Source organism: Methylophilus sp. 42 (genome assembly GCF_000384155.1).
GTDB lineage: Bacteria > Pseudomonadota > Gammaproteobacteria > Burkholderiales > Methylophilaceae > Methylophilus.
The window spans coordinates 110123-134073 of the sequence record NZ_KB913031.1 but is presented as its reverse complement, the minus strand read 5'-3'; the positions used below and the strand labels follow the sequence as shown (position 1 = coordinate 134073).

Here is a 23951-nt window from a genome sequence, read left to right as displayed (position 1 = left end):
TAAAATTTTTCAACCTTTTGATTTACATGATCTTTTTTATGAAGTTACATTGAACTACACCTACAATAATGACACTGTTAAGTGACACCTAATAATAATTTTTACAGATCAAGATTGCTAGCTTTATTTGAGATATTCCTTTGTAATCTGCTCAGCCAATAGCTCAGGCGAGCCTCCATATTTCGTTAACTCTCCAAGAAATTTTTCACCCTGTCTAAAAACAGATTGTATTTAGTGTCGCTAATCTTTGAGTGAATAATGTTTCGGTTCTGGGAACAGAAATAGGAGGTCACGTTTATTAATTTTAAACAAAGGCCCTCTCTCTGCAGCACTATTCCCTTTTCGCTTTATGAGATGATCCATTGTGATTACGCCAGCTTGTATTAAAGGCAAAAGTTGGCTTACTAGTGGCCGCCTCGTATGTGTTACTGAATGCAGGTCGAAATGCTCAACTCCATCAATCATTCTGCTTGTTGCTTGGATCCAAAAGGTTTCGGCGTGTTTTTCTAGAAGTCTCTCTCTAAGGAGATCCCCAGGCCATATTGCAACATCACCATCTATTTTATGCTTTTCAATCAAGTAATCAGAAGCTTCATCGTAGTGGAAAACTAGACCCTGAGAATTCTCTTTTTTTGTCGATATGGTGCAGTTAAGCTTAAAATCTTGACCACGTGGGTAGCCATATTTATTCAGAATTTCATTACTACTCTTAAGTTGACTTAAACTCCAATCAGCAACTTGTGCAAATAAGTTACTTCTATTTTTCTTACCACGCCCACCTTTGAGTTCTATTCCTTTGTAATCAGGTTTTTTGCTGCTGTTTGCAGGTATCCCTAAGGCTAACTCAATCGCCATTCCAATTGCAGTATCACCTTTGATGGCGCATTTAATTGGATTTTTTGCGATTACTTTAAGTTTGTTAAGCAATTCATCGGCAATACTGTTTTTGCTGGATAAATATTGTGAAATAAAGCTAGACGTTGCAGATGTTGAGCTTAATGATTCAATGTCGGATTGTGAGAAGTTAAATAGGTAAAGGCTGTCTTCATAGACAACAATTGCTATTTGATCGGCCGGTTTAGCAAATTCCTTAAGTTTTGGAAACCACATCCTCGGATCTCCTTTTTTAGTCTTGGGACGATAAAGGCTAACTGTGGTTGAATTTATTTGATCTGGAAATACAAAATATGCCTTTTTATAAACCTTGTCTTGGTCTTGTTGTCCTTGTAGATTGAAATTATGAAAGCCCTCAATTTCAAAGTGTTTTCTGACAGGGCGAGTTGCATCCAGAATTGCTTTATTAAGACCTGTAGCTGTAGGCTCAAACATTGAATACTCAATACCGAGAGACGCAAAATAAGCTCTATTTTTCGCTAACAGTATTTTTGTGTCTGGGGCGAGATCAGCGTCCCGTTCAGGTTCAGTAATGTCCTCTGCAAGAGAAGCAAAGTCATCATCCGAAGCGAAGTTATTAGATATAGCAGGAATAGGCTGGTTTACAGCTCTATACTCCTGATCTGCTTTCAGTACTTCTCGCCAATTTGCGAAACCATATGAATGAGCAACCTCTTCAAGTGCAGAGGTATGTGCAATGTTTCTGGACTTGGAAAGTGCGGAGGCTTCTTGTTTGAGGCGGGCGAGGGATTTTGGCAGTTTTCTCACTTTTATCCTTAAAGTTTAGCGTGATCAATTTGCCGCCCACTAATAGATTCATGCAATGGTGCATAGAATAAAAATGATGAAAGAGGTGACCTAAGGGCCTTAACCGGAAAACAGGGTTCTTTGCCTCAAACGGGATCTTTACCACTGCGGGCGGGAAGGCTTTCTCAAAGCCATATGAAAGTTAACATATTTATTTATGTGTGCATAGTTTGCGCTTGTTCCCACATATAATTTTTCGAATACTCCTGGACTTTTTTTGATGAATGGACTAAAATTGATCCATCTAAATTAATTCTATTTCAGAGAAAACTAGTGAAATTTATTGAGCTATTTGCTGGATGTGGTGGTTTGTCATTGGGGCTCAAGTCTGTAGGGTTTGACTTGGTTATGGCTAATGAATTATCCCCAATGGCATCGGAGTCTTATGCTCTTAACTTCCTAGGAGAGGACTTGCAAGAGAAATCCTTACAAGATGAACCTGACTTATCCAAAACCTTGTGGCTGAGTAGTCAGTATCCAGTCACCAAGCTAAAAAGCCGGTTGCGCGAAAATCCATTTACTTACCCATCAATTAAAAATGGGCACTCAGACATCAAGGTGGATGGTTCAAACTTGAACGGTAGCTTAGTGGTAGGTAGCATCGTTGAACTTAATAAATGGTTGGATGAGAATCCTGCATCCGCTGATCTCCTGAAATCGGGTTTTGATGGAAACGGGGTTGACTTGGTCTCAGGGGGGCCACCTTGCCAAAGTTTTAGTATGGCCGGATTAAGGAAACTAGATTGCGAAAAAAACTCACTGCCTTGGGAGTTTGCTAAGTTTGCAAAAACCATTAACCCAAAAATAGTTGTTCTTGAAAATGTTACTGGAATATTGAGGCCATTTAAGGATGAGAATGGCAAGGAGTATTATGCCTGGTTCGAATTGGCCAAGGCTTTTTCCGCCATTGGATATATACCATTGTGCTTGCATGTAAATGCAAAGCTTGCAGGGGTGCCACAGAATAGACCTAGATTCATCCTGCTTGGAGTGAGGGAAGATTTCTATATAAAACTTTCCAGCACCTTTAATGATCATGAGGTGGAATTGTTTGAACAGCCATTCAGTTTCTATATGGCTACTATTCAAAACGAGGATGTTGATTATTCATCCTTGAAATACAGGGATGTATCGAAACTAAGTGACCTAAAACTGTTCCAGAATTCATTCTTGTCACCATTAGTGGCTTTCAGTGAAAATTTAGTAAGCGTCCAAGAAGCTATTGGTGACTTATCAGAAGACACCACAGCAAATAGCGAGTTTGCATTATCAACGTACAATATTTTCAAGAACACATTACCACGCAGGTTAATGAAAAATCATGACCTGCGAAGAAACAATGATCTCGTACGAAGAAGATTCCGGATTTATCAGGTAATGCAGTTAGTTTCCAGAAAAGCGAACAGGGCTGTAGCGTCCATTCTCAAAGGTGAACAGTCAACTCTTGATTCTTCTGATTGGAATGAATTGTCACAATATGATTACCTTAATGAAAATGGTAAACGCGTGAAGTTCAAGAGTAAGACAGACTTCATCGAATTCTTGAAAAAGCATCCAACCAAGAAACAAACACAAAAAGCATTATTAAAATCTTTGCCAGCACCAGCTGCATTATCTATCCCAGATGATGCCTGTCATTATGAAGAGCTTCGCACCTTAACCGTAAGGGAAATGGCAAGAATACAATCCTTCCCTGATAACTTTGAGTTTAGGTCAAAAATAACTACTGGTGGGAAAATGCGTTCATTTGAAGTCCCGCAATATACTCAAGTGGGAAATGCTGTTCCACCATTATTAGGTAGGGCATTAGGTTTGGTTGTAGAAGATTTGCTTAAACGCAATGTTGATAGAAAATCAAACTCGGCTGAGGATACCTCGGGACCAATATATGCTGTTGCATAATTACTTATGGCAAATACTTATACTGCGTTCTCTACCTTCAGGAAATTGTTAAGCGTAATCGTGGTTTGCTCAGTGTTTTTCAGGGAGCACTCCCAGAGAGTTAATACACTCCATCCAGATGCTTCTAAAGCATTTAAAGCTTTTAAGTCACGGGCTTGATTGCGTCCCAACTTTTCCTTCCAAAAATCATTTTCCGGGACTTTCGCAATCGGGCAGTTTGCATGGGAATGCCAAAAGCAGCCATGAATGAATATTGCCTTCTTCTTTCCAATAAATGCAATATCTGGCCTTCCTGGTAAATGTTTAGTGTGCAGTCGATACCTGTAGCCTAAGCCAGTAAGTATCTTCCTGACCAATAATTCGGGTTTGGTGTCCTTTGACCGAATAGACCTCATGATCTTGCTACGTTTTTCTTTCGTGAGGTTATCTACCATTCTCCGCCGTATCTATTGCTTTAACCGGCCATGAAGCGATTTCACAGTTTCCAAGATCATTTGCCTGTCGTCTATGGTTAGTTCGGAAAGCATTTTAGCTATCTCACTCGCTTGATCTATTGGACGATTACTAGCTTCAATTAATAATTCATCCACACCGCAACTGAAAATGTCCGCTAGTTCAAATAATCTCAGCACTGTAGGAATGCTTTTAGCCCTTTCGATTCTGGAAACAGCTTCAAAGCCAATTCCTAGCTTCTCCGCAACTTCTTCTTGGGTCAATCCTGCTTTTGACCTGCGCTCTGCAATAAGCCTACCAATTTTGTTGGCTAAATTAGAATTCATGAACATTTATCCCCTCAACCTAAATAGTCGAGCATCAACCTGTTGACATGAAGGGCATTTCACGTTGAAATACAACCTAATAGGTTGAATTAACTGTTTACCTTAATAATAGGGAGAATTAAATGGGTTTTATCATATTAGGAATTGGTGGATACTTTATCTATCTTGCTAACACAAAGGAAACAGATGCGGAGCGAATGGAATATAACAACCTAGGCCTTGGCGGCGATTTTGATCAAAGAAAGGCACGTGAACGTGAAGTAGAATGGAAACGATTCTGGTCAAAATGCTGTGCATGGATTGGTACACTACTTCTCTTTGCAGGCATGATTGGTGTACTGTTTTTTTTCATGGCAAAGAATTAAATCCTTTAATCAATTTCTGGGACTCAGCTATCTTAGCTAGATGCAAAGCCTTATTTAATTTTGCTAGCTGAATCTTAAGTTGAATTACACGTTGTTGAATCCTTGCTGCTTGAGCAGGGTTTTTAGTCCTATTCATTTCGCCAATTGCATCCATCATATTTTGCTGTATTTCAGCGATGGTCATTTTTAGCTCCCTGAAATCACCATTTGGCAAATCAACACCGAGCCCCTTGTTTCGGATAGATGTTAGATTTGTAGTAGTTTTAGCCTTCGTGAATATTGTTGTAGTAGGAGTTTCTGGAATTTGTTGTTGCTTTGCAACCTTCAAGGCCTCCATGATCATCCCTTTAATTATGGGTAGGTAATCAATTCTATTCATATAGTTTCTCCTTGTTGTAATTGTTAGTAGTGGATTTACTTGTTTTGCAAACCTCCTACTGGGTCTGGGTGTTAAATAAGCTTTAATGTTGAATTGCTCACGTGCGTAGATAAAATCATTAAGCTTGATTTGCTCTGCTTTGAATTCTGTGGGGCTTAAGTAATATGGTTGCTTAGATGCCATGGATTGAGTAATCAATCCTTGATAGTCTGCATCTTCACTATATAAAGCACCACGTAATCGTTTGGCTTTTAATGCACCAGGCAATTTTACCGACAGATAATCTTTGCCTTGCCGTGTAATCGTGATGCCTAATTTTTCATCTAGATGCCTGCAAAGATCAGCCCTGTTTTTGATTTCACCATTGGTTACAGCTTTGATCACGCTTCGTTGAATCCAACGTTTATTGGATTTGTCTTTCCTTCCCTCTGATGTTTTACGCTCAAAATCAGTAAATGCTATTTTTAGTGGATCTGGAACCACTTGGACATAGCCTAATTTTTGATTAGTGACCTTGACGAACGACTCAAAGAATAGAATGTTTTGTTTGCCAGGAGGGTGGATGTTAAATCTACGTCCACCACCATGAACGCTATCAGCTAAAATTTGACTAGGAAAAACAAAGTGCACCTCAGTATTGCCTTTGTCTTGATGCAGAACGAATAAGCTATTGAAGTTGTTTGAAGTGAGACCAGGACAAAAGGTTTGTTTGAAATCATCTATTAGGTCATATAGTTGTGCTTTGGTTGGTCTTTCTGAATCCCTAAAACTTATGCAACCTGAGATGTACTTATATTTGCGTTGAATAGAGTTGATAACATCAATTGTTGTTTGGGGATTACCTTCTAACACTTCAGGCTCGACTGCACGCTCACTTCCTGTGTGGTCCAGATTACCTAGCAAATACCTAACTGGTGATTCGCCATTTGACACGCCTGATTTAAAGATACGCACAATCATAAAATTCCATCACGGTCTGATTTGAGTGCTTCTTTTAGGGTGTCCTGAGCTATGTCTTGTATTTGCAATAAGACCATGAGCATTTCCTCATCAGGTACTTTGCCTTGGTTTAAATGTCTTGCAATTTGATTTACGTTATTGCCAATACGATTGATTTCATACAGCCATTGATTTTTCTCTTTTTGCTTTGTAGATGGGGAGGTGATTTGCTTACGGGTCAAACCTGATTCACGTAGATATTGCGCCACATTTAAGTAACCGGCCTCTAAGGCATGTTTTTCTAGTTTTTCATATTCTTGCTGGCAAACCCTGATCTCAACTCTCTTGTCACGTAAGTAGTTATTCCCATCAGGTCCTGCTTGTCCATTCTTTAATTTAATTCTACTTTCCATCGTCGGCTCCTTATTATTTTTATACCGATAGACGTATCAAACACGGGGATGGGGGGAGCCCCCCAAATTAACCAATGCCGATATTTCTTACGGGCAATGGGTTAACCTTGCTTGATCTTAGCCTTAGTTAAGTTGTAATAGGTTTTGAACGAAAAGCAAGTCTGGTGATGCGTTTAGATGAAAATAAAGGGTTGTTACGGATGAATAAAAAAATGCATGGAAAGTGAATGGTTGGTTTTGAGGGTGTCGCTTGTGCTGTAGGCTGGAAATTTACGCACTAGCCTATTAAGTGCATATTCTATGGATGGTAATATGAATAAATATTCAAAAAGAGAATAACAATACGGCATAAACTTTTAGGGGGTTTTATGGCATCTGCAATAAATGATTTTCGGGACTTTGTTGCCTGGCTACATTCACCAGCAAGTAATGCCTCTCCAAATGTAAAACGTTTGGCAAACCTTATCTTGCAAAATTTTGATAGAGTACTGGCCACTTCTAGACAGCGAAGCCAACGGTCAGTTTATTTAGCAGGTCTTTGTAGAAACCAGCTAGCAACGGTTTCAGATGCAATGCCCGAACCTGCCCCCGAGTTGCAGAATGCAGTCTGGCCTTGGGTAAGATTAAATGAATTTAGCATAGGACCATTCCGAGGTTTTAGATCTGCCGAGACTTTCGATTTGAGCAAAAGAGTCAGCTTATTTTATGGTCCCAATGGCAGTGGTAAATCGAGTTTTTGCGAAGGGCTAGAGTATGCTCTGCTTGGTTCTGTTGAAGAAGCAGGTGCGAAACGCATTGATCAAGAGTCATATTTATCCAACACTCATGAAGGTCGGTATTTAGCTCCTAGCTTAAGTGCAAGAGATCAACAGAATCAAGTAGTGGCAGTTGTTCCTAATCTAGATAGCTACAGGTTTTGTTTTATCGAAAAAAACCGAATTGATGCATTTTCTCGAATAGCAGCAAGAACGCCAGCCCAAAAAACCGAATTAATAGCTACCCTATTTGGGATGGATAAGTTCAATGATTTTGTTAACAATTTCAATGAGTCCATGGATGATCAGCTTATCCGAGATAATGTGCAAGGCAGAATGCTTGAAACTCGTCGTAGAGCGCTTGCACAGGACCAAGCTTTAGTCGACAACCAAGTGGAAGGGCTATCGGCTTTAGACGATGAGGAGGCGCAGCTTGCTAATTCGTATAGCGATGGTATGAATTACCAGCAATTGAAGGCATTAATTGGAACTACAGATGCCCCAGCGCGACTACAAGAATTAACCACTCTATTGGATGTATTGCCCCCAGCAATTTTTAACGTGACTCTGGAAGCCTTGCAGAGTGCATATGCAAATGCAGATAGTGCGGATGCTGAATTGCAGGCAATTAGAACTGAATTAGCCCTAAATGCAAGTCAGATTTCATTTCATGACCTATATACAGCAGTCATCGCTTTGCAGCCTACCGAGGGTGATCATTGCCCTGCATGTGATACACCACTCAATGGAGAAAACCATGTATTACATGATCCCTATCAAAAAGCATCAGAAGGTCTAGAGTCGTTACGAGCACTATCTGAAATGCAAGTTCGGCATGATGAGCTTGTAGAGAGCTTAGATAATGCTTCTCGTGATTTGCATTCAACCTTATCGCAACTTCGCGAATTTCTAGTTGCTGTTGGGGAACAAAATAGTGCTGCTGGCTCTTATCTAGAAGGGCTACCAGAGTCTAGCGTAGAACGGTGGTGGGTAGATATTTATGATGAGGAAAGTTTAGTACTCCCAACCCTCGAAGATATTCAAAATATCGCTAGACGTTGTGAATCTCAGGATATTGAAACTCGAAGGCTCCTTGAAAATAGACAACAAAATATCAATGAACGTAACCAGCTTCTTGCCTTCCAGCTTTCAGTACAACAGCAAGATGGGAAACGGCAAAGCTACGTTGAGAGAGTGCAGGCTGCAACCCAAAGTATCGCTAATTTCGAGGAGTTGAATGCTGAGCTGATACGGGCTGTTGGGGTTGAGGCTGGCGCTATACAGCGCGATGCCCCTATTAAAGTAGCATATGATCAATTTAATCAATTGCTCAGGCGTTACCGTAGCACTTTACCTGGCCGGTTAATTGCTGGTTTAAATCAATCAGCCATGGATCTTTATAACGCATTCAATCGCAATGACCTTGATCAGGATAAATTAGCTGCCCTTCATCTTCCGGTTACAGCAGACCAAAAAATTGAAATTGCTTTCCGCGGGAATCCTAATCGCAGGGTAGATGCACTGAAAATTCTAAGTGAGGGGCATATAAGGTGTTTAGGGTTAGCAATCTTGCTTGCCAAGAGCCTAAGTATTAATACGCCGTTAATAGTATTCGATGATGCTATCAATGCAATTGATCATGACCATCGGCGCGGAATTCGCGAGACCATCTTTGAAAGTGAATATTTCATTAATATGCAGATTATTGTGACATGCCATAGCAATGAATTCATCAAGGATATTCAACAAAACCTTAACGAAGCATCGCGCCGAGACAGTCTAGTCTATATATTCAGAAACCATTCTGGCGATTACAGTCCAAGAGTATCTGGAAATATAAGGAGCAGGAATTATGTTCAACAAGCACGTGATGCCAGGGAAGAACTCAATGATCGGGGTGCTTTGGATGCTTCACGTAAAGCACTTGAAATGCTTTCAGAAAAAATATGGAGATGGCTGGGTAGTTATGATCATGGCATGATTACTTTACCGTTGGCCGGCGTAGGAGCCGAACCTTCTCTCAGAAACCTGTGTGAGGCACTTAGAAAAAAAATGATGGATCTACCGGCTTTTAACCATGCAAGCAAAGATCCAGCTATAGCAGCCCTGAATACGATATTAGGCATACCACAACAGAATCTTGTCTGGCTGTACCTTAACAATGGTACTCATGAAGTGGCTGATAGGGACGATTTTGACGGTGATCATGTTGAATCAATCGTAACTATTCTTGAGCGACTCGAAAATCTAGAACTTCGACCGAATAGATGATGCTAACTACCTAATAGAAATTTGGGCGATGTTTGAATCAAATTCAACTATATTCCGAATGTTTGTAACTTAGATTTCAAAAATTCGGAAACTCTAGTTCCTTCAGTGCTGACTTTAAAATAGTCAAAACCAGTATCGCCACTAAACTCATAAGACTCACTTTTAGCCTCGTTATAAATTAGATTGGGGCGTGATGGAATGTATCCATTAAATTTATCGACTACTTCATTAAATTTTTGCACCTTAGGTGCATCAATATTGATGAGGTGCATTAAGAAGTTGCTATAGAAACTTGGGTACTCCTTAGTCTTTTTAGGTTCTTCTGTTTTATTCGGTGCCTTGCTTTTTTCAACATCCGTAAATTTTGGCGCTAGTGGGGATAGCAAATCTTCAGCAGCTTTATCTAATAATCCAATCATCATGTAATCGGCTAAATACACGCTATCCTTCATAAAGTTAGCAAGTCGCCAAACTGCAATGACGACCGTGAGCAATCTTAAGTCCACATGGATTTCTCCATTGCGATAGGCTTTTGCAACAAAATTTGGTTGATCCTTTTGAAGCCATTCACTGGGTGGTTCAGTGGTATTGAATAGTCTTGCAATGATGAGACTAATCTTGACTTTAAAAGCTAAGCCTAGCTCGTGTTGTAGTTCTGCAGAAAAGTCATACCAAAACAAGATATCCCACAGCCCTTCAATCGGACCATCTAGGGCATCCCAAAATCTAACAAACTCTATTTCACCATCGTCACTTTGAACGGTTGGGCCAATGTTGTAAAAGTCACTGTATTTAATAGACTCAATACTATAGTTCGCTTGTATTGCCTGATCAATTAGCTTTCGAGTTGTTGAGTTAACGCCTGTACTACCATTCGCGTAGTCAGAACTGTAATTTGTATTAAAAATCTCAAACTTCTCATTAAGTTCGTAGAAACTCCTGGCATGGGTTAATCGCTTTAATTGGTGTACCCATAGCTGAGTTCTCATCGTGTCAATCAGCGTGCGTGGTTTTCTGCCTACTCCAGCCATTATCAAATTCCAATTTCGTAATATGTAAAAAAATACTAACAGCTTTTTGATCGCATTTTCAGGGTTTTATGAAGCTAAAAGTAGTTCACTAAAATTCACTCCAGAAAATTTGATGTTGATAGTTTTGTTTTATCACTTAAGCGCGGTTCTCAAGCGCCAGTAATGAAACCTAGCTTTTTAATCCGAATTTAGTCCTATTAATTGCGGCAACACGATTTTCTACAATGAATACATCTTGAATCAGTTAACGCTACTCAAGACTTTATTAATAAGGAGATTTGAAAATGATAGAAAAAGATAATTTTAAAAATAGTTTGATGGACTCAGAAAATGATGGTTTACCAAGTGAATTGCCAATTCATCCAATAGCCAATCTATTTCCAGAGATGTCTGAATTTCAGTTTGAAGAACTGAAACAAGATATCGCACAAAATGGATTGCAAATGCCGATTCTAATTTATGGAGGAAAGGTGGTGGATGGTCGCCATCGCTTGCGTGCTTGTTCAGCATTAGGAATCACTCCTAAATTTGCAGAACTAGAGGCTGCTAATGATAAATCAGCAGAACAGTCTGTAATTAGCATCAACTTACACAGACGTCATCTCACCGAGGGGCAAAAGGCAATCATTGCTGCGCGATTAGCCAATTCATTCGTTGGTGCAAATCAGCATACCGCTGGAGCTGTATCCCAAAGAAAAGTCGCGGAAGAGCTGGGCATTTCAGTTGACTCAGTTCAGCGCGGGAAAAAAGTGCTCAATCACGGCACCCCTGAACTTATCGCTGCAGTCTCTGAAGGAAAGCTAGACATCAGCAATGCAGCAAAACTTGCCAAACTTGCGAAACAAGATCAGTCACAACTTAACTTTGATGATATCAAAACCATTCAAGAAGCCAGCAAAGCCATTAATAAAGCGAAGCTTGAAAGTCGCCGTCAAGAGCGTATTCAAGACATTGAAGCTAAAAGAGCCAATAACAAACCATTGGAATCTTCACTAGGAACATTCAGCGTAATTCTTGCAGACCCACCTTGGGACTATATGGGTGAGCTTGCAGTGGGATATCCATGCATGTCAGTAAAGGAAATTTGCGAGATGCCTATTAGCCAAATTTCAGCTGATGATGCAGTTCTGTTTATGTGGTGCTCATCTTCTTTATTACCAGAAGCTGTAGAAGTGGTGAAAGCATGGGGCTTTACATTTAAGACGAGTGCAGTTTGGGATAAAGACTTTGCTGGTCAGGGTGCATATTTTCGTCAAGGCCATGAGGTGCTGATGATTGCTACCAAAGGATTGGTGCCTGAGGTGCCATACGATGCACGCCCCTCTTCTGTATTGAAATTTAAGCGTCGTGAGCACAGTCGTAAACCAGATGAGGTTTACCAAATTATTAACCATATGTACCCAGAACTTAGCAAAGTTGAACTATTTTGCAGAGGCGAGCCAGCAAACGGCTGGGCTGGTTGGGGTAATGAATGTGATCAGCAAACCATCCAGTTAAGTATTCAAAAGGAGAGCAATCATGATTAAACCTAATGATGATTGTATTGAGTTCGATAATTTAGTGATGTTATTTGTGCTGGCGATTAAGAATGGAGCATATCGTGAAGCCAAGCTGATTTATGATTATCTAGTTATGGAATATAAAGATGCTGCAGATTTTCTTGATGAATATATTGCTGCTATGTATGACGATTTTTCGCATTTTGAGTTTGATAACATCGCTCAAAACTTAGCTGTTCGAATTAATCTTTTAGATTTACATGAACGTCTTATGGCTAATTTAGGACAAAAAGCAAGCGTCAAAAAAATCAAACTTTAATCTCTTAATCAGTTTTTTAGTTTAAACATTCAACTGATGATTCGTATCAGTTTTTTGTTTTTCAGCTTATCCATTTTTCTTGTTGTCTTTCTTTGCCTTGGTTAGATATTTCATTTAGCTATAGTCCTGCTAATTACCTGATGCACGCCGTTGTGGGTACATATGATTTTGATGGATTATGGAACTGTCTATTTGTTAATTTGAGTCCAATACTTTCTGACCGTTTTGATATTGAGCCCACAGCTGATTTGAACACTTTTCTGTGTAATGCTCAGGCCAGAGGCAACGAGTGAGTTAACTGCTTGTTGTAATGTTTGAAGGGCTTTTTGTGATCTCAATGCATTAGTGTAATCGGCCCCTTTACGCATACGCTCTTGAGCAGTTTCATTAGTGAAACTTAGCACCTTCTCTCTGCCACCTAAATTATGACGGTTTTTCCAGACCCATTTGGATGTGGCGTTTGCCGTATTAATAACTTCTTTGTAGGGTAATGGGTCTGAGAAGTTGATATTGATTTCTTGAGCCCTGTTTCGGGCTTCCTGGCGCCAACTTTCTTCAGTTATAAACTTATGGACCGAGCGGTAGCTCCACAAACGTAGTGTGTGAAACAACAAATCATTTCGACCATGACAATCCATCTTCTCAATAACACTTTTGTCAAAAATGGGCTTACTGAGGTCAATGTATTCGTTGAAGTCTCCTAAGTCATAACTGGCATTATTTGTAATGACCTGCCATTTTGTATGCAGCGGGTTTTTAGTAATAGCGTGACTAAATGCTTTATCTGCTCCCAATTGAGTCGTCATCGCATCTTGTACGGCTTCAAAATATTGTTGGGGTTTGCTGCGACTATTATCGTGGTAGGCCACTGCTGTTTTTAAGTGATAAAGATAGTGGCAGTGTTTGTTGATTGGATTGATCGTAATAATGGTTGGGGTTGGTAAATTGACATCTTCAAATTTAAAAGCTGACCCTTGTTCATCAAGATCAAAACTTAAATAGTGACGATACATAGGGTTGAGGCCACAATATGCGAATTGTTGTACTTTCTCGCGCTTGCGAAATTTTGTGCCTTCCTCAAAGTCGTTAGTAGTGATGACGGCTTCATTGAGGTGGTGGTAGAAATCTTCTAGTTGTTGGTTCATCCGTTGTGTCGTTTGTCTTACGACACAACTTAATAGAAAAATTTACGAAGTCAAATCAGTTATGCAAGCTTGTTACTTCCCTGTAATACAAAATTTCCTGTGTAGCATTTCTCAAGTTCACGGGACTATGTTGTTGGGTATAAGTCTTCTCATTTTCACCAGCCGGTAAATGTCCAAGCAAGTCTTCTCTAATAACCTCATTGACCAATGCTTGTTTTAATCTGTTATTGGAAGTATGCCTGAAGCAATAGAGGACTTTTTTCTCAATTTTTAAGTCCTCTCTTAATAATTTTGTAAAATCTTCACTAAAGAATGCTGAATAGCCTTTATCAGCGGGTTTATTTAAGTCGAAAAGTTTTATTCCAGATCTGGTTTTTAGATACTCTAGAAACTGATTTTTAATCAGAAGCTCATGCAAATAAACTCTTCTTTTGCTAGTTCTTGTTTTCACGGTCTGATTCGTTAACACATCTCTCTTTATTCTAATGATGTATAACTCTTCATTGGTATTTGAATCGTTCTCTATATAAACATCATCAACATTTAATTGACATATTTCATTCGGTCTAGCAGCAGTAGTCAGAAGCAATAAAAGAATGAATTTATTTTGTTGATTGTTTTTGACGAAATTACTAGCAAAAATTTGATTCAATTCTTTGATGGTGAATGGTTGCCTGCTTTCTTCATCCTCTGGTTTGATTTTATGACCGATAAATGGATTGGCAGCAATTGTCTGACCCGCACTAAACTGAAAATTAAAGAATGTGCTCAATACACCCAATCTGTTTTTTATTGTCTTATCAGTCATGTTCTCTTTTTTTCTGAGATACACGATATATGAAAAAACTAACTTTCTATCTACTTGGGATAAATATCTAACTTCGTCATCAGCACAAAATTTAATGAAATCACTAATGACTCTTCTATATTTGCCATGCACTCCTGCTGTAACACTAATGTCAGTCAGATATGCTTCAAAAATATCTTTGAGAGGAGCACCTGCAAACTTATTGGATAATTTTTCATGTAATGCAAGGTTTTGAGCATCCAAACTTTTATCTCTTTTAGCTTCCTCATTATCAGTTTTTACTTTATTAACTCTGGCTTCTAATTCTAGTATTTCAAGTTCTCTTTTATGTTGAGCAACCCTGTGTTGTTCAAGAAAGATTTGAGTCTCCAGAAAATTATTTTTATCTTCTTCATTGGCAATATCCAATTTGATCAAGTTGCCTTTACTATCGTACTCAACTCCAAACTTATTAATCTTATCCATATGAATTTTCGCCAATAGTTGAATTGCTAATAATTTAGCAATCTTAGCACTTCTTGTTTTTAAACTGATTCGCTTAACAACCTGCTTTTTATTCACTAATTTTGTTTGACGGAAGTAATAAGTACCGTCAGGACGTTTTTCTAGATACAGATTCATAATGTCATTCCTACTTAATGGTAAAATGACACTTATTAATGACACCATTGAAAACTACACTAAAATAAAGTGTTTTATAATCAGTGTGTTACAAAGCGGCTGTAGTTCAATGGTAGAACGCCAGCTTCCCAAGCTTGATACGCGGGTTCGATTCCCGTCAGCCGCTCCAAAGGAATTTTCATGGCCAATACTCCACCCACCGTTTTAACATTTGCAGCGACCGATCCGAGCAGTGGCGCCGGTGTGCAAGCGGATATCATGGCGCTCGCCAGTATTGGCTGTTACCCGCTGTCTGTGATTACCGGCGTGACGGTGCAGGATACCGTAGGTGTGGAAAGTGTGATGCCACTGGATGCAGACTGGATTAATGACCAGGCACGTGCGATTCTCGAAGATGTCTCTGTGAGTGCCTTTAAATTAGGCTTATTAGGTAGCGTTGAAAACGTGGCGGTGATTGCAGAAATCGTTGCCGATTATCCGGATGTACCGCTAATCATCGATCCCATCCTCGCTTCAGGTCGTGGGGACGAGCTTTCCAATGAAGAAATGCAGGCAGCCATGTGCGAATTACTTTTCCCGCAGGCAACCCTGATTACCCCTAATAGCCTGGAAGCGCGTCGCCTGGCTTATTATGATGAAAGTGATGAAGTTAAACACAGCTCGCTCGAGGAGTGCGCATTGCGCTTGTTGGGTATGGGCAGTGAATATGTGATGATCACTGGTACACATGAGCGCTCTAATGATGTGGTCAACAGCTTGTATGGCGTGCAAAATGAGATGCCTGGGCTGATTAAAGATTATCACTGGGAACGTTTGCCTGGCAGTTATCATGGCTCAGGTTGTACACTGACCAGCGCAATTACTGCTTGTCTGGCGCACGGGTTGACCATGGAAGAAGCTGTGCATGAAGCGCAGGAATTTACCTGGCAAACGCTACGTCATGCTTTCCGTCCTGGGATGGGACAATTTATTCCTGACCGCTTCTTCTGGGCGCGCGAGTCTGATGTGCAGGAAAAAGCGAGTGAACTTCAGCATTAGCGGTTTATATCTGGTCACACCGGATTGTGATGACACCGCCTTGCTGTGCGCGCAAGTGTCACAAGCTTTGCAAGGTGGGGTTTCACTGGTGCAATACCGCCATAAAACCGCTAACGATGCCTTGCGTTTAGAGCAAGCGACAGCCTTGCTGGCGATTTGCCGCCAAGCGCATATTCCTTTACTGATTAATGACCACGTCACACTGGCTGCCGAACTTGATGCCGATGGCGTGCATGTCGGCCAACATGATAGTGCGATTGCTGCGGCACGTGCGGTGCTGGGACCACAGAAAATCATTGGTGCTTCCTGCTATAACCGCTTTGAGTTGGCCGAACAGGCGCAGGCAGCGGGGGCTGATTATGTGGCATTCGGGGCCTGTTACCCTTCTTCTACCAAGCCAAATGCACCGCGGGCAAGTGCTGCCTTGTTCACACAAGCCAAGCAGTTATTGGCAGTGTCGGTCGTTGGTATCGGTGGCATTACGCTGGATAATGCTCGCCCATTAGTTGAAGCAGGTGCCGATGCATTGGCGGTGATTACTGATATTTTCCAGGCTGCAGATATCGCTGCACGCTGCCGCCAGTATCTGCCACTATTTGCCAAAAATTGAGCGGTAATCGCTACCGCTTTACCAGACGTTGTTTGGTAAAATGCATGCATTCATTGTTCTGGTAAAGTCTATGCACATTCACATCCTTGGTATTTGTGGCACTTTTATGGGTGGCATCGCCGTGCTGGCCAAAGCGGCCGGACACCGTGTCACCGGGTGTGATGCCAATGTTTATCCACCCATGAGCACGCAACTCGAAGCGCAAGGCATTGAGTTGATTGAGGGCTTTGACCCTGCACAAACTAGCCTGAATCCCGATATCTATGTGATTGGTAACGTGGTGACCCGCGGCAATCCGCTGATGGAGGAAATCCTCAACCAGGGCTTACCTTATATTTCTGGCCCGCAATGGCTGGCCGAGAATGTGTTGCAAGGTAAATGGGTGTTGGCGGTCGCGGGTACGCATGGCAAGACTACTACTTCTTCTATGCTGGCCTGGGTGCTGGAGTATGCAGGACTGGCGCCTGGTTTCCTGATTGGTGGTGTGCCAGAGAACTTTGGAGTGTCTGCCCGTTTGCCACAAACACCCAGGCAAGATCCCAAATCCGTTTCGCCGTTTTTTGTTATTGAGGCCGATGAATACGATACGGCTTTCTTCGACAAGCGTTCCAAGTTCGTGCATTACCGCCCGCGTACGGCGGTGTTGAATAACCTTGAGTTTGATCACGCCGATATTTTTGAAGACCTGCCCGCGATTGAAAAACAGTTTCACCATCTGGTGCGTACTGTGCCGCAACAAGGCTTGGTGGTTGCCAACCAGCAGGACAGCCTGGATCGCGTGATTGCGCGTGGCTGCTGGAGCGGGCTGGAGCGTATAGACAGTGTCAGTGGCTGGCAGGTACAAAATGTCGATGCACACGGCCGGTTTGATGTGTATTTTAACGGTGAGCGCCAAGGCAATGTGAGCTGGGAGTTGCTCGGTGAGCATAATCGCAATAATGCACTGGCCGTGATTGCTGCCGCACGTCATGTTGGGGTTGCGCCATGTATTGCGATTGAAGCATTGGGTGAGTTCAAGAATGTGAAACGCCGCATGGAAGTCAAAGGCGTGACTAATGGCGTGACGGTTTATGACGATTTTGCCCATCACCCGACGGCGATTGCCACCACGGTGGCTGGTCTGCGTGCCAAAGTGGGTAAAGCCCGCATTTTGGCCGTGTTGGAGCCACGTTCCAACACCATGAAACTGGGGGTGATGAAAGATGCCTTGCCCGGTAGCCTGCGTGATGCCGATGCCGTATTCTGCTATGCCAATAACCTGGGTTGGGATGCGGCGGCGGCTTTAGCGCCCATCCAGCATAAAGCGCAAACCTATGATGATCTGGGGCAGTTGGTGGCTGCGGTGGCCGCCGCCGCGCAAGCAGGGGATCAGGTGCTGGTGATGAGTAATGGCGGCTTTGGTGGCGTACACCAAAAATTGTTGCAGGCCTTGCAGGGATAGTTGGGCAGACGCCGAATGGGCTTACCAGAGAGTTTCCGCAAACGCTCACCGCTGGTGTGGGCATTGTGGTTTTCGCTACTGGCACATGCGGTGGTGCTAACACTGCATTTCCAGCCGGAACTCAAGGCTTTTAAAGACCAGATTCCTTCATTGGAGGTCATGCTGGTTAACAGCAAAACCAAAAGTGCACCCGAGAAGGCAGATGCGCTGGCGCAAGCCAATCTTGATCGCGGCGGCAATACCGATGAAAAGCGGCAGATGAAGAGTGCCTTGCCCAGTGTGCAACAAATGCAGGCTTCTATGCCACATGCCGCCCAGGCCACGCTACCGTCGGCAACAACTGCGAGCAGCCCGCATGAAGCTGAACTGGTGCGTGAAAAGCAGCGCGTGGCGCAATTAGAGCAAGAGGCGCAAGCCCTGCTCACGCAATTAAAAGCCAGTCAGGCCGTGACCAGCCTGCAAACACCGCCGTTGTCGCAGCTACATGCGGCGGCCCGGCAGCAGCCACCTTCGCAACATGTGCCGGTGCAAGCGCAGCCGCAAACGGCAGCCATGCAAGAGATGGCTAAGCTAGAGGCGCTGATTGCCAAGCAGCAGGAAGAATACGAAATGCGGCCCAAGCGCCAGTTTGTTGGCGCGCGCACGCGTGCATATCGTTTTGCCAATTATGTAGAGCAATGGCGGCAACAAATCGAGCGCGTGGGTAACCTGAATTATCCGCAAACGGCCAGAATCCAAAAGCTCTACGGTAAATTACAAATGACCGTTTCCATCAAAGCCGATGGTAGTATAGAAAATATTCGTATCCACCAGAGCTCCGGGCACCGGTTATTGGATGAATCTGCGCGCCGCATTGTCCAGCTGGCGGCCCCCTTTCCGGTCTTTCCGGAAGATATTCGCCAGGATACCGATGTACTGAGCATTACGCGTACCTGGACCTTTACCAGAGATGACCAACTCTCCACCGAATAAGCGTTGCATTCGGTGCGAGGTTTTACAAGGCAATCGTTATGACCGCAAGCCACTTTCAATATCACGTATTTTTTTGTCTTAACCAGCGCGAAAACGGCGAAGACTGCTGCATGAACAGAGGCGCCGAGGCTGCGTTTGACTACATGAAAAAGCAAGTCAAACAACAAGGCCTGGCGGGTGCGGGCAAAGTCCGCATCAACCGTGCCGGTTGCCTGGACCGTTGTGCCGAGGGGCCGGTCATGGTGGTTTACCCGGACGCGGTGTGGTACACCTTTGTCGATGAAAGCGACATTGACGACATCATTGAGAGCCATCTGCAGCAGGGCAAGGTGGTGGAGCGTTTGCTGGTTTAAGGTGACGCCATCATGCTGAAAAAATGGTGCCTACGCCTCATTATTAGCCTGTTGATTGCCTGCTTGCTGGCCATCCTCGGCGTGGCGGCCTGGGTTTGGCAACCTTATGACAAAACGGCCTGGCGGGTAAAGTTGCCAGTAGGCAGTGGCATACAAGTGCGCGTACTGCCCATGTTGATGCTGGCGACTTCTCCAGCCGGGCGCTGGTTACTGGATAAAAAAGGCTTCAGCCTGCATCATGGCGATGTCCGGCTGAATGATGCTGATGGTTTGCGTGTGCATTGCCAGCACTGTTGGCTGGAAGCCAAATCCGTCAGTGATAAACCATTGATGCTGGATTCTGTGGCGTTGTGGTTAAAGCTCGATGGGCAGCAATTAAATGGTTATTTATTAGTGGACGCGGCCAAACAGCCATTCAAAATTGATTTTGAAGGCAAGGCTACCATGCGCTCATTAAAGCTGAACTGGACCCTGCCAGCCACGCCTCTGGCCAGTTTGCTGAGTCCTTTGCGCGGCCATTCAGAGGCGATTTCGCAAGCCACGGTATCCGGGTCTCTTTCGGCCACGGGCATTTTGCGCTGGCCCCGCCAAAGCTGGAGTGTGCAACCGCAGCTGGCGCAGTTACACGTGAGCGGGTTGGACTTAAGTAAGGTCACCGCTTCGTCTGTGCAATATGATTGCCCGTTGCTGGATGAGCAAAAGCACCCGGAAAAAGTACATTGGCTCAACTACGACAAAATGGGCCGCTGGTTACCGATGGCAACCATTATTGCCGAAGATGCCGAGTTTAGGCACCATCCTGGCTATGCGCTTACGCAAATGCAGCAACTGCTGGGCAAGGAAAGCACTGACAAGGCGGTGGGTGGCAGCACGATTACGCAGCAAGTCGTTAAGTATATGTTCACCAATGGCGAACGGACCTGGAAGCGCAAAATAGAAGAGTTGCTTTATGCGGTGCAACTGGAAAACACGCTGGATAAAACAAACATTCTTAACTTGTATCTGAATACGGTCGATTGGGGTCCCAGCTTGTGTGGCGCACATGCCGCGGCAAATTATTACTTTGGCCTCTCCCCTGCGCAGATGAATCCGATACAAGCCGCCTGGCTAGCGGGAATCATCAAAAATCCGCATCGTGCCTGGAAACAGCAGTTTATGGCAAAAAAACCGGAGTTGGCGCGGGCCGAAAGCATTTTACGTTATATGCCAGAGAGTGCGCGCAAGCAGCCTGGTAGCCTGAATTTTCGTGCGTCAGCAGCCAAATAAATTACAATAGCAACTTATTCATCTTTCATTAGTGAGAAGACTGTTTTGTCTACGCTCAAACTCAATAAATCCTCCGCTACCGCTGATCAAAAACGCCAGAAACCGGTCAGACAATTGTCTCCGGAGCTGCGTGATCGTACTAAACCACCTGCCAAAAAAGAGGTGTATGCTGAGGTGCAACAAGATGCCGGCTCAAAAGAGCAAGCACCGCGCAAAGACAAAGTATTTAAAGATAAAGATCAGCGTAAACCCGCTGGCAAATCAGCCTATGCAGGCGGCGGACGCCCGCCCGCAGCCAGAGCTGGCGCAGGCCGCAGCGAGAAGCCACGTGATAAAGATCGCCCATATGTTGCGAAAACAGGGGGTAGACCACCCGCCCGCAGAGCGACGCCAACGCCAACCGTAGCAGATGCTGACTTGCAACCGCGCTTGTCCAAAGTGATGGCAGACCGTGGCCTGTGCTCGCGCCGTGAAGCCGATGACTGGATTGCCAACGGCTGGGTCAAGGTTGATGGTGAAATCATTGAAACCTTAGGTACGCGGATTGCGCCGGATGCCGAGATCGTGATTAGTGCCTATGCCAAAGAGCATCAGGCCGAAACGGTGACCATTTTGCTACACAAACCTGTTGGTTACGTCAGCGGGCAAGCCGAGGATGGTTATGAACCTGCGGTTGTGCTGTTTAATCCGGACAATCAATGGTCAGAAGATAGCAGTGGCATCGACTTCAAGCGCGGGCATTTGCGTGGTCTGGCCCCGGCAGGCAGATTGGATATCGACTCCACCGGCTTGCTGGTACTTACCCAGGATGGCCGCGTTGCACGCAAGCTGATTGGCGATGACTCCAATGTAGAAAAAGAATATCTGGTGCGGGTAGAAGGCCAGCTGAGCAATAATGGCCTGGCGTTATTAAATTACGGTCTCAGTCTGGATGGTGTTCAGCTAAGGCCCGCTAAAGTTTCTTGGCAAAATGAGGACCAACTGCGCTTTGTGTTGCGTGAAGGCCGCAAACGGCAGATTCGTCGCATGTGTGAGCTGGTGGGTTTGCATGTGGTCGGTTTGAAACGCATTCGGATTGGCAGCATTAATTTGGGTAAGTTACCGCCGGGGCAATGGCGGTATTTAGGCGCACACGAGCGGTTCTGATGCTGACCAGATTGTACTAGAGCAAGCAATAGTGCCTAAGTACACTACCTTTGGTTTACAATTGACAATAAATGTTAGCCTTTCTGTTTCTACCATCTAGGCGAAACAGGCTTTCTTATTGATCAACCGCATATTTAGAAGGAAGAAAAAATGGGATTATTCGATAGCGTCGCTGGCGCCATGATGAACAAAGTCATGGGTGATAAAGGTCCATTGGCGAAACTGGCCATGGAGTTGTTTCAGCAATACGGTGGTTTACCTGGCATTTTGCAAGCACTGAAAAATGGTGGTTTGTCTGAGCAGGTAGATTCCTGGGTGAGTACCGGCGCTAACCTGAATGTCAATGCGCAGCAAATTGGTGCGGCCTTAGGCGGTTCGGTGCTTGCCGGAATTGCCGGTAAATTGAATATGAGTACAGATGACCTGACGGGTAAAATTGCCGAGCATTTGCCGGATGTTGTGAACCAATTGACACCGAATGGTGCGGTGGAAAATAATCCGGCACTGATAATGTCCCGTTTAATGGGCATGTTGAAATAAATAAAGCGAGCATTTGCTCGCTTTATTTATTAGGCTTGATCTATCGTATGCAATACTGCGCGCGGTAAGCTTCAATGGCCGGGAAATACTGCGCCAGCTCCTCATTGCCTTGCAAATACGCAAACAGGTCAGCCAGTCTGGCAATGCTGACCACTGGCATCTGATTAGTTTGCTCCACTTCTTGCACGGCTGATAACTCACCCAAGCCTTTTTCCTGGCGGTCCAGTGCAATGCTCACGGCGCAAGGTGTGGCACCCGCATTGCGAATCAGCTCGACGGATTCGCGGATAGACGTCCCGGCAGAAATCACATCATCAATAATCAGCACGCGGCCTTTTAATGCGGCGCCTACCAGTGTGCCGCCCTCGCCATGGTCTTTGGCTTCTTTGCGGTTATAAGCATAAGGGTAATTTTTGCCCATGCGCGCAAAAGCGATGCTAATCGCGGTGACTAAAGGAATGCCTTTATAGGCCGGGCCAAACAGCATGTCGAATTGCAAACCAGACTGTAGAATACTGTTGGCGTAGAATTCACCCAGTTTGAGCATGCTTTCGCCATCATCAAACAGGCCAGCATTAAAAAAATAGGGGCTTAAGCGCCCCGCTTTGGTTTTAAATTCGCCAAAGCGCAACACCTGTTTGTGGATGGAAAAAGCAATAAAATCGGCACTTAATGTGTTTGTAGTCATTTTTAAAAGCAGAAAGTATTTAGACAATGCGTATTATAACCTTGAACCTCAATGGCATACGGTCAGCCTGTAACAAAGGCTTTTTGCCCTGGCTGGCAAATAGTGGCGGCGATATTGTCTGTTTGCAGGAGCTGAAAGCGCAGGCAGGTGATATGCAGCCTGAAATGCTGCAACCACCCGGCTATCATGGCTATTTTCACTATGCCGAGAAAAAAGGCTATAGCGGCGTAGGCATCTACAGTAAACAGCCTGCTGATAAAGTCATCATTGGTTTGGGTCATGCGCACATTGATGCTGAAGGTCGTTACCTGGAATGCCAATATGGCAATTTGAGTGTGGTGTCTTTATACCTGCCGAGTGGCTCCAGTGGCGAAGAACGCCAGCAATTTAAATTTCAGGTCATGGATGTATTCTTACCGCATCTTGAGCAGTTGGTCGCTTCTGGTCGTGACGTGGTGATTTGCGGTGACTGGAATATCGCGCATCAGGAAATCGACCTCAAGAACTTTAAAGGTAACCGTAAAAATTCAGGCTTTTTGCCAGAAGAGCGGGCCTGGATGACCGATGTGCTGGGGCGTGTGGGTTGGGTGGATACCTACCGTGGTCTATATCCTGATACTACGGATGAATGCTATACCTGGTGGAGTAATCGCGGACAGGCGTATGCCAAAAACGTCGGTTGGCGTATTGATTACCAGTTGGCAACACCGGCATTAGGCGCAAAGGTGATTGCGGCCAGTGTATATAAGGCGGAACGGTTTAGTGATCATGCGCCGTTGACTGTGGATTATGCGGATTGATTAAATAAGGTTGTTCTTTGCTGGGCCAAAGTGAATTTATGAACTAACTATTTCGCCTTTACGGCGACCTTCTTTCTTATGCTTGTCCATAAGAAAGAAGGCAAAGAACAAGACACCCCAACTTCCGCTTAATTCCTGCGCTACTCGGCTTGCCGGGCGTCCATCGAAAC

General features: G+C 43.8%; 23 protein-coding genes and 1 tRNA gene. 15 read left to right on the top strand and 9 right to left on the bottom strand.

The genetic code is table 11. The features are described from left to right. Positions 1-240: 240 nt before the first annotated feature. Positions 241-1662, bottom strand: a complete 1422-nt coding sequence (locus MET42_RS0100635) for an MvaI/BcnI family restriction endonuclease (protein ID WP_019880740.1) — start codon at positions 1660-1662, stop codon at positions 241-243. Positions 1663-1974: 312 nt separating this feature from the next. Here MET42_RS0100635 and MET42_RS0100630 point away from each other — a divergent pair, with 312 nt between their 5' ends. Continuing rightward, complete coding sequence (locus tag MET42_RS0100630) at positions 1975-3603, top strand: DNA cytosine methyltransferase (RefSeq protein ID WP_081624270.1); 1629 nt, start codon at positions 1975-1977, stop codon at positions 3601-3603. A 17-nt stretch (positions 3604-3620) separates the two neighbouring features. On the opposite strand, the gene MET42_RS0100625 is transcribed toward MET42_RS0100630, so the two are convergent. Both MET42_RS0100625 and MET42_RS0100620 read right to left on the bottom strand, forming a co-directional pair. Next, positions 3621-4037 (bottom strand): very short patch repair endonuclease, encoded by a 417-nt coding sequence (locus tag MET42_RS0100625; RefSeq protein WP_019880738.1) that lies wholly within the window; start codon positions 4035-4037, stop codon positions 3621-3623. A gap of 12 nt (positions 4038-4049) precedes the next feature. Further along, complete coding sequence (locus MET42_RS0100620; RefSeq protein WP_232411203.1) at positions 4050-4382, bottom strand: helix-turn-helix domain-containing protein; 333 nt, start codon at positions 4380-4382, stop codon at positions 4050-4052. Positions 4383-4504: 122 nt separating this feature from the next. On the opposite strand from MET42_RS0100620, the gene MET42_RS0100615 reads away from it, so the two are divergent. Further along, entirely contained in the window at positions 4505-4747 is a 243-nt protein-coding gene (locus tag MET42_RS0100615) for a hypothetical protein (protein WP_019880736.1), read from the top strand. On the opposite strand, the gene MET42_RS0100610 is transcribed toward MET42_RS0100615, so the two are convergent. Together MET42_RS0100610 and mobC are read right to left on the bottom strand one after the other, a co-directional pair. Continuing rightward, positions 4731-6086, bottom strand: a complete 1356-nt coding sequence (locus MET42_RS0100610) for a relaxase/mobilization nuclease domain-containing protein (protein ID WP_019880735.1) — start codon at positions 6084-6086, stop codon at positions 4731-4733. The two genes, MET42_RS0100615 and MET42_RS0100610, sit on opposite strands and share 17 nt — an antisense overlap. After that, entirely contained in the window at positions 6083-6478 is a 396-nt protein-coding gene (gene mobC / locus MET42_RS0100605) for a plasmid mobilization relaxosome protein MobC (protein ID WP_019880734.1), read from the bottom strand. The genes MET42_RS0100610 and mobC overlap by 4 nt, the downstream gene beginning before the upstream one ends. Positions 6479-6846: 368 nt before the next feature. Between mobC and MET42_RS0100600 the strand changes: the two genes are divergently transcribed. Beyond that, positions 6847-9504 carry an AAA family ATPase gene (locus tag MET42_RS0100600; protein ID WP_029512274.1) on the top strand — a complete coding sequence of 886 codons (2658 nt, stop codon included), beginning with the start codon at positions 6847-6849 and terminating at the stop codon, positions 9502-9504. Between the two features lie 47 nt (positions 9505-9551). On the opposite strand, the gene MET42_RS0100595 is transcribed toward MET42_RS0100600, so the two are convergent. After that, positions 9552-10535 carry a hypothetical protein gene (locus MET42_RS0100595; RefSeq protein ID WP_019880732.1) on the bottom strand — a complete coding sequence of 328 codons (984 nt, stop codon included), beginning with the start codon at positions 10533-10535 and terminating at the stop codon, positions 9552-9554. A gap of 284 nt (positions 10536-10819) precedes the next feature. Between MET42_RS0100595 and MET42_RS0100590 the strand changes: the two genes are divergently transcribed. Together MET42_RS0100590 and MET42_RS0100585 are read left to right on the top strand one after the other, a co-directional pair. Beyond that, positions 10820-12061, top strand: coding sequence for an MT-A70 family methyltransferase (locus tag MET42_RS0100590; RefSeq protein ID WP_019880730.1), 1242 nt, complete (start codon positions 10820-10822; stop codon positions 12059-12061). Further along, on the top strand, positions 12054-12353 hold the full coding sequence (locus tag MET42_RS0100585; RefSeq protein ID WP_019880729.1) for a hypothetical protein: 300 nt from the start codon (positions 12054-12056) through the stop codon (positions 12351-12353). The genes MET42_RS0100590 and MET42_RS0100585 overlap by 8 nt, the downstream gene beginning before the upstream one ends. A 188-nt stretch (positions 12354-12541) precedes the next feature. Here MET42_RS0100585 and MET42_RS0100580 read toward each other — a convergent pair whose 3' ends face one another. Together MET42_RS0100580 and MET42_RS0100575 are read right to left on the bottom strand one after the other, a co-directional pair. Next, a complete protein-coding gene (locus MET42_RS0100580; RefSeq protein WP_019880728.1) occupies positions 12542-13498 on the bottom strand; it encodes a replication initiation protein in 957 nt (318 codons plus the stop codon). A gap of 55 nt (positions 13499-13553) precedes the next feature. Beyond that, entirely contained in the window at positions 13554-14927 is a 1374-nt protein-coding gene (locus tag MET42_RS0100575) for a phage integrase SAM-like domain-containing protein (protein WP_019880727.1), read from the bottom strand. A gap of 95 nt (positions 14928-15022) precedes the next feature. Here MET42_RS0100575 and MET42_RS0100570 point away from each other — a divergent pair. The 9 genes from MET42_RS0100570 to MET42_RS0100530 all read left to right on the top strand — a co-directional run bounded on the left by MET42_RS0100570 (position 15023) and on the right by MET42_RS0100530 (position 22293). Next, a tRNA-Gly gene (locus tag MET42_RS0100570) sits at positions 15023-15096 on the top strand. A gap of 11 nt (positions 15097-15107) precedes the next feature. Further along, complete coding sequence (locus tag MET42_RS0100565; protein ID WP_019880726.1) at positions 15108-15965, top strand: hydroxymethylpyrimidine/phosphomethylpyrimidine kinase; 858 nt, start codon at positions 15108-15110, stop codon at positions 15963-15965. Beyond that, on the top strand, positions 15949-16575 hold the full coding sequence (thiE, locus tag MET42_RS0100560; RefSeq protein WP_019880725.1) for a thiamine phosphate synthase: 627 nt from the start codon (positions 15949-15951) through the stop codon (positions 16573-16575). Before MET42_RS0100565 ends, thiE begins: the two co-directional genes overlap by 17 nt. A gap of 70 nt (positions 16576-16645) precedes the next feature. Beyond that, positions 16646-18016, top strand: a complete 1371-nt coding sequence (mpl, locus tag MET42_RS0100555) for a UDP-N-acetylmuramate:L-alanyl-gamma-D-glutamyl-meso-diaminopimelate ligase (RefSeq protein WP_029512273.1) — start codon at positions 16646-16648, stop codon at positions 18014-18016. A gap of 15 nt (positions 18017-18031) precedes the next feature. Then, complete coding sequence (locus tag MET42_RS0100550) at positions 18032-18988, top strand: energy transducer TonB (protein WP_019880723.1); 957 nt, start codon at positions 18032-18034, stop codon at positions 18986-18988. Beyond that, positions 18985-19341, top strand: a complete 357-nt coding sequence (locus tag MET42_RS0100545) for a ferredoxin (protein ID WP_255327189.1) — start codon at positions 18985-18987, stop codon at positions 19339-19341. The genes MET42_RS0100550 and MET42_RS0100545 overlap by 4 nt, the downstream gene beginning before the upstream one ends. Positions 19342-19353: 12 nt before the next feature. Next, positions 19354-20607: a biosynthetic peptidoglycan transglycosylase gene (locus tag MET42_RS0100540; protein ID WP_019880721.1), complete on the top strand. Its 1254-nt coding sequence runs from the start codon at positions 19354-19356 to the stop codon at positions 20605-20607. Positions 20608-20652: 45 nt separating this feature from the next. After that, positions 20653-21753 (top strand): pseudouridine synthase, encoded by a 1101-nt coding sequence (locus MET42_RS0100535; RefSeq protein WP_019880720.1) that lies wholly within the window; start codon positions 20653-20655, stop codon positions 21751-21753. Between the two features lie 150 nt (positions 21754-21903). Then, positions 21904-22293: a YidB family protein gene (locus tag MET42_RS0100530; RefSeq protein ID WP_019880719.1), complete on the top strand. Its 390-nt coding sequence runs from the start codon at positions 21904-21906 to the stop codon at positions 22291-22293. Positions 22294-22333: 40 nt separating this feature from the next. Here the strand turns inward: MET42_RS0100530 and pyrE are convergent, their stop codons facing one another. Then, positions 22334-22981, bottom strand: coding sequence for an orotate phosphoribosyltransferase (gene pyrE / locus MET42_RS0100525; RefSeq protein WP_029512272.1), 648 nt, complete (start codon positions 22979-22981; stop codon positions 22334-22336). 26 nt (positions 22982-23007) lie between these two features. Here pyrE and MET42_RS0100520 point away from each other — a divergent pair, with 26 nt between their 5' ends. After that, positions 23008-23781: an exodeoxyribonuclease III gene (locus MET42_RS0100520; RefSeq protein ID WP_019880716.1), complete on the top strand. Its 774-nt coding sequence runs from the start codon at positions 23008-23010 to the stop codon at positions 23779-23781. Positions 23782-23951 lie beyond the last annotated feature (170 nt).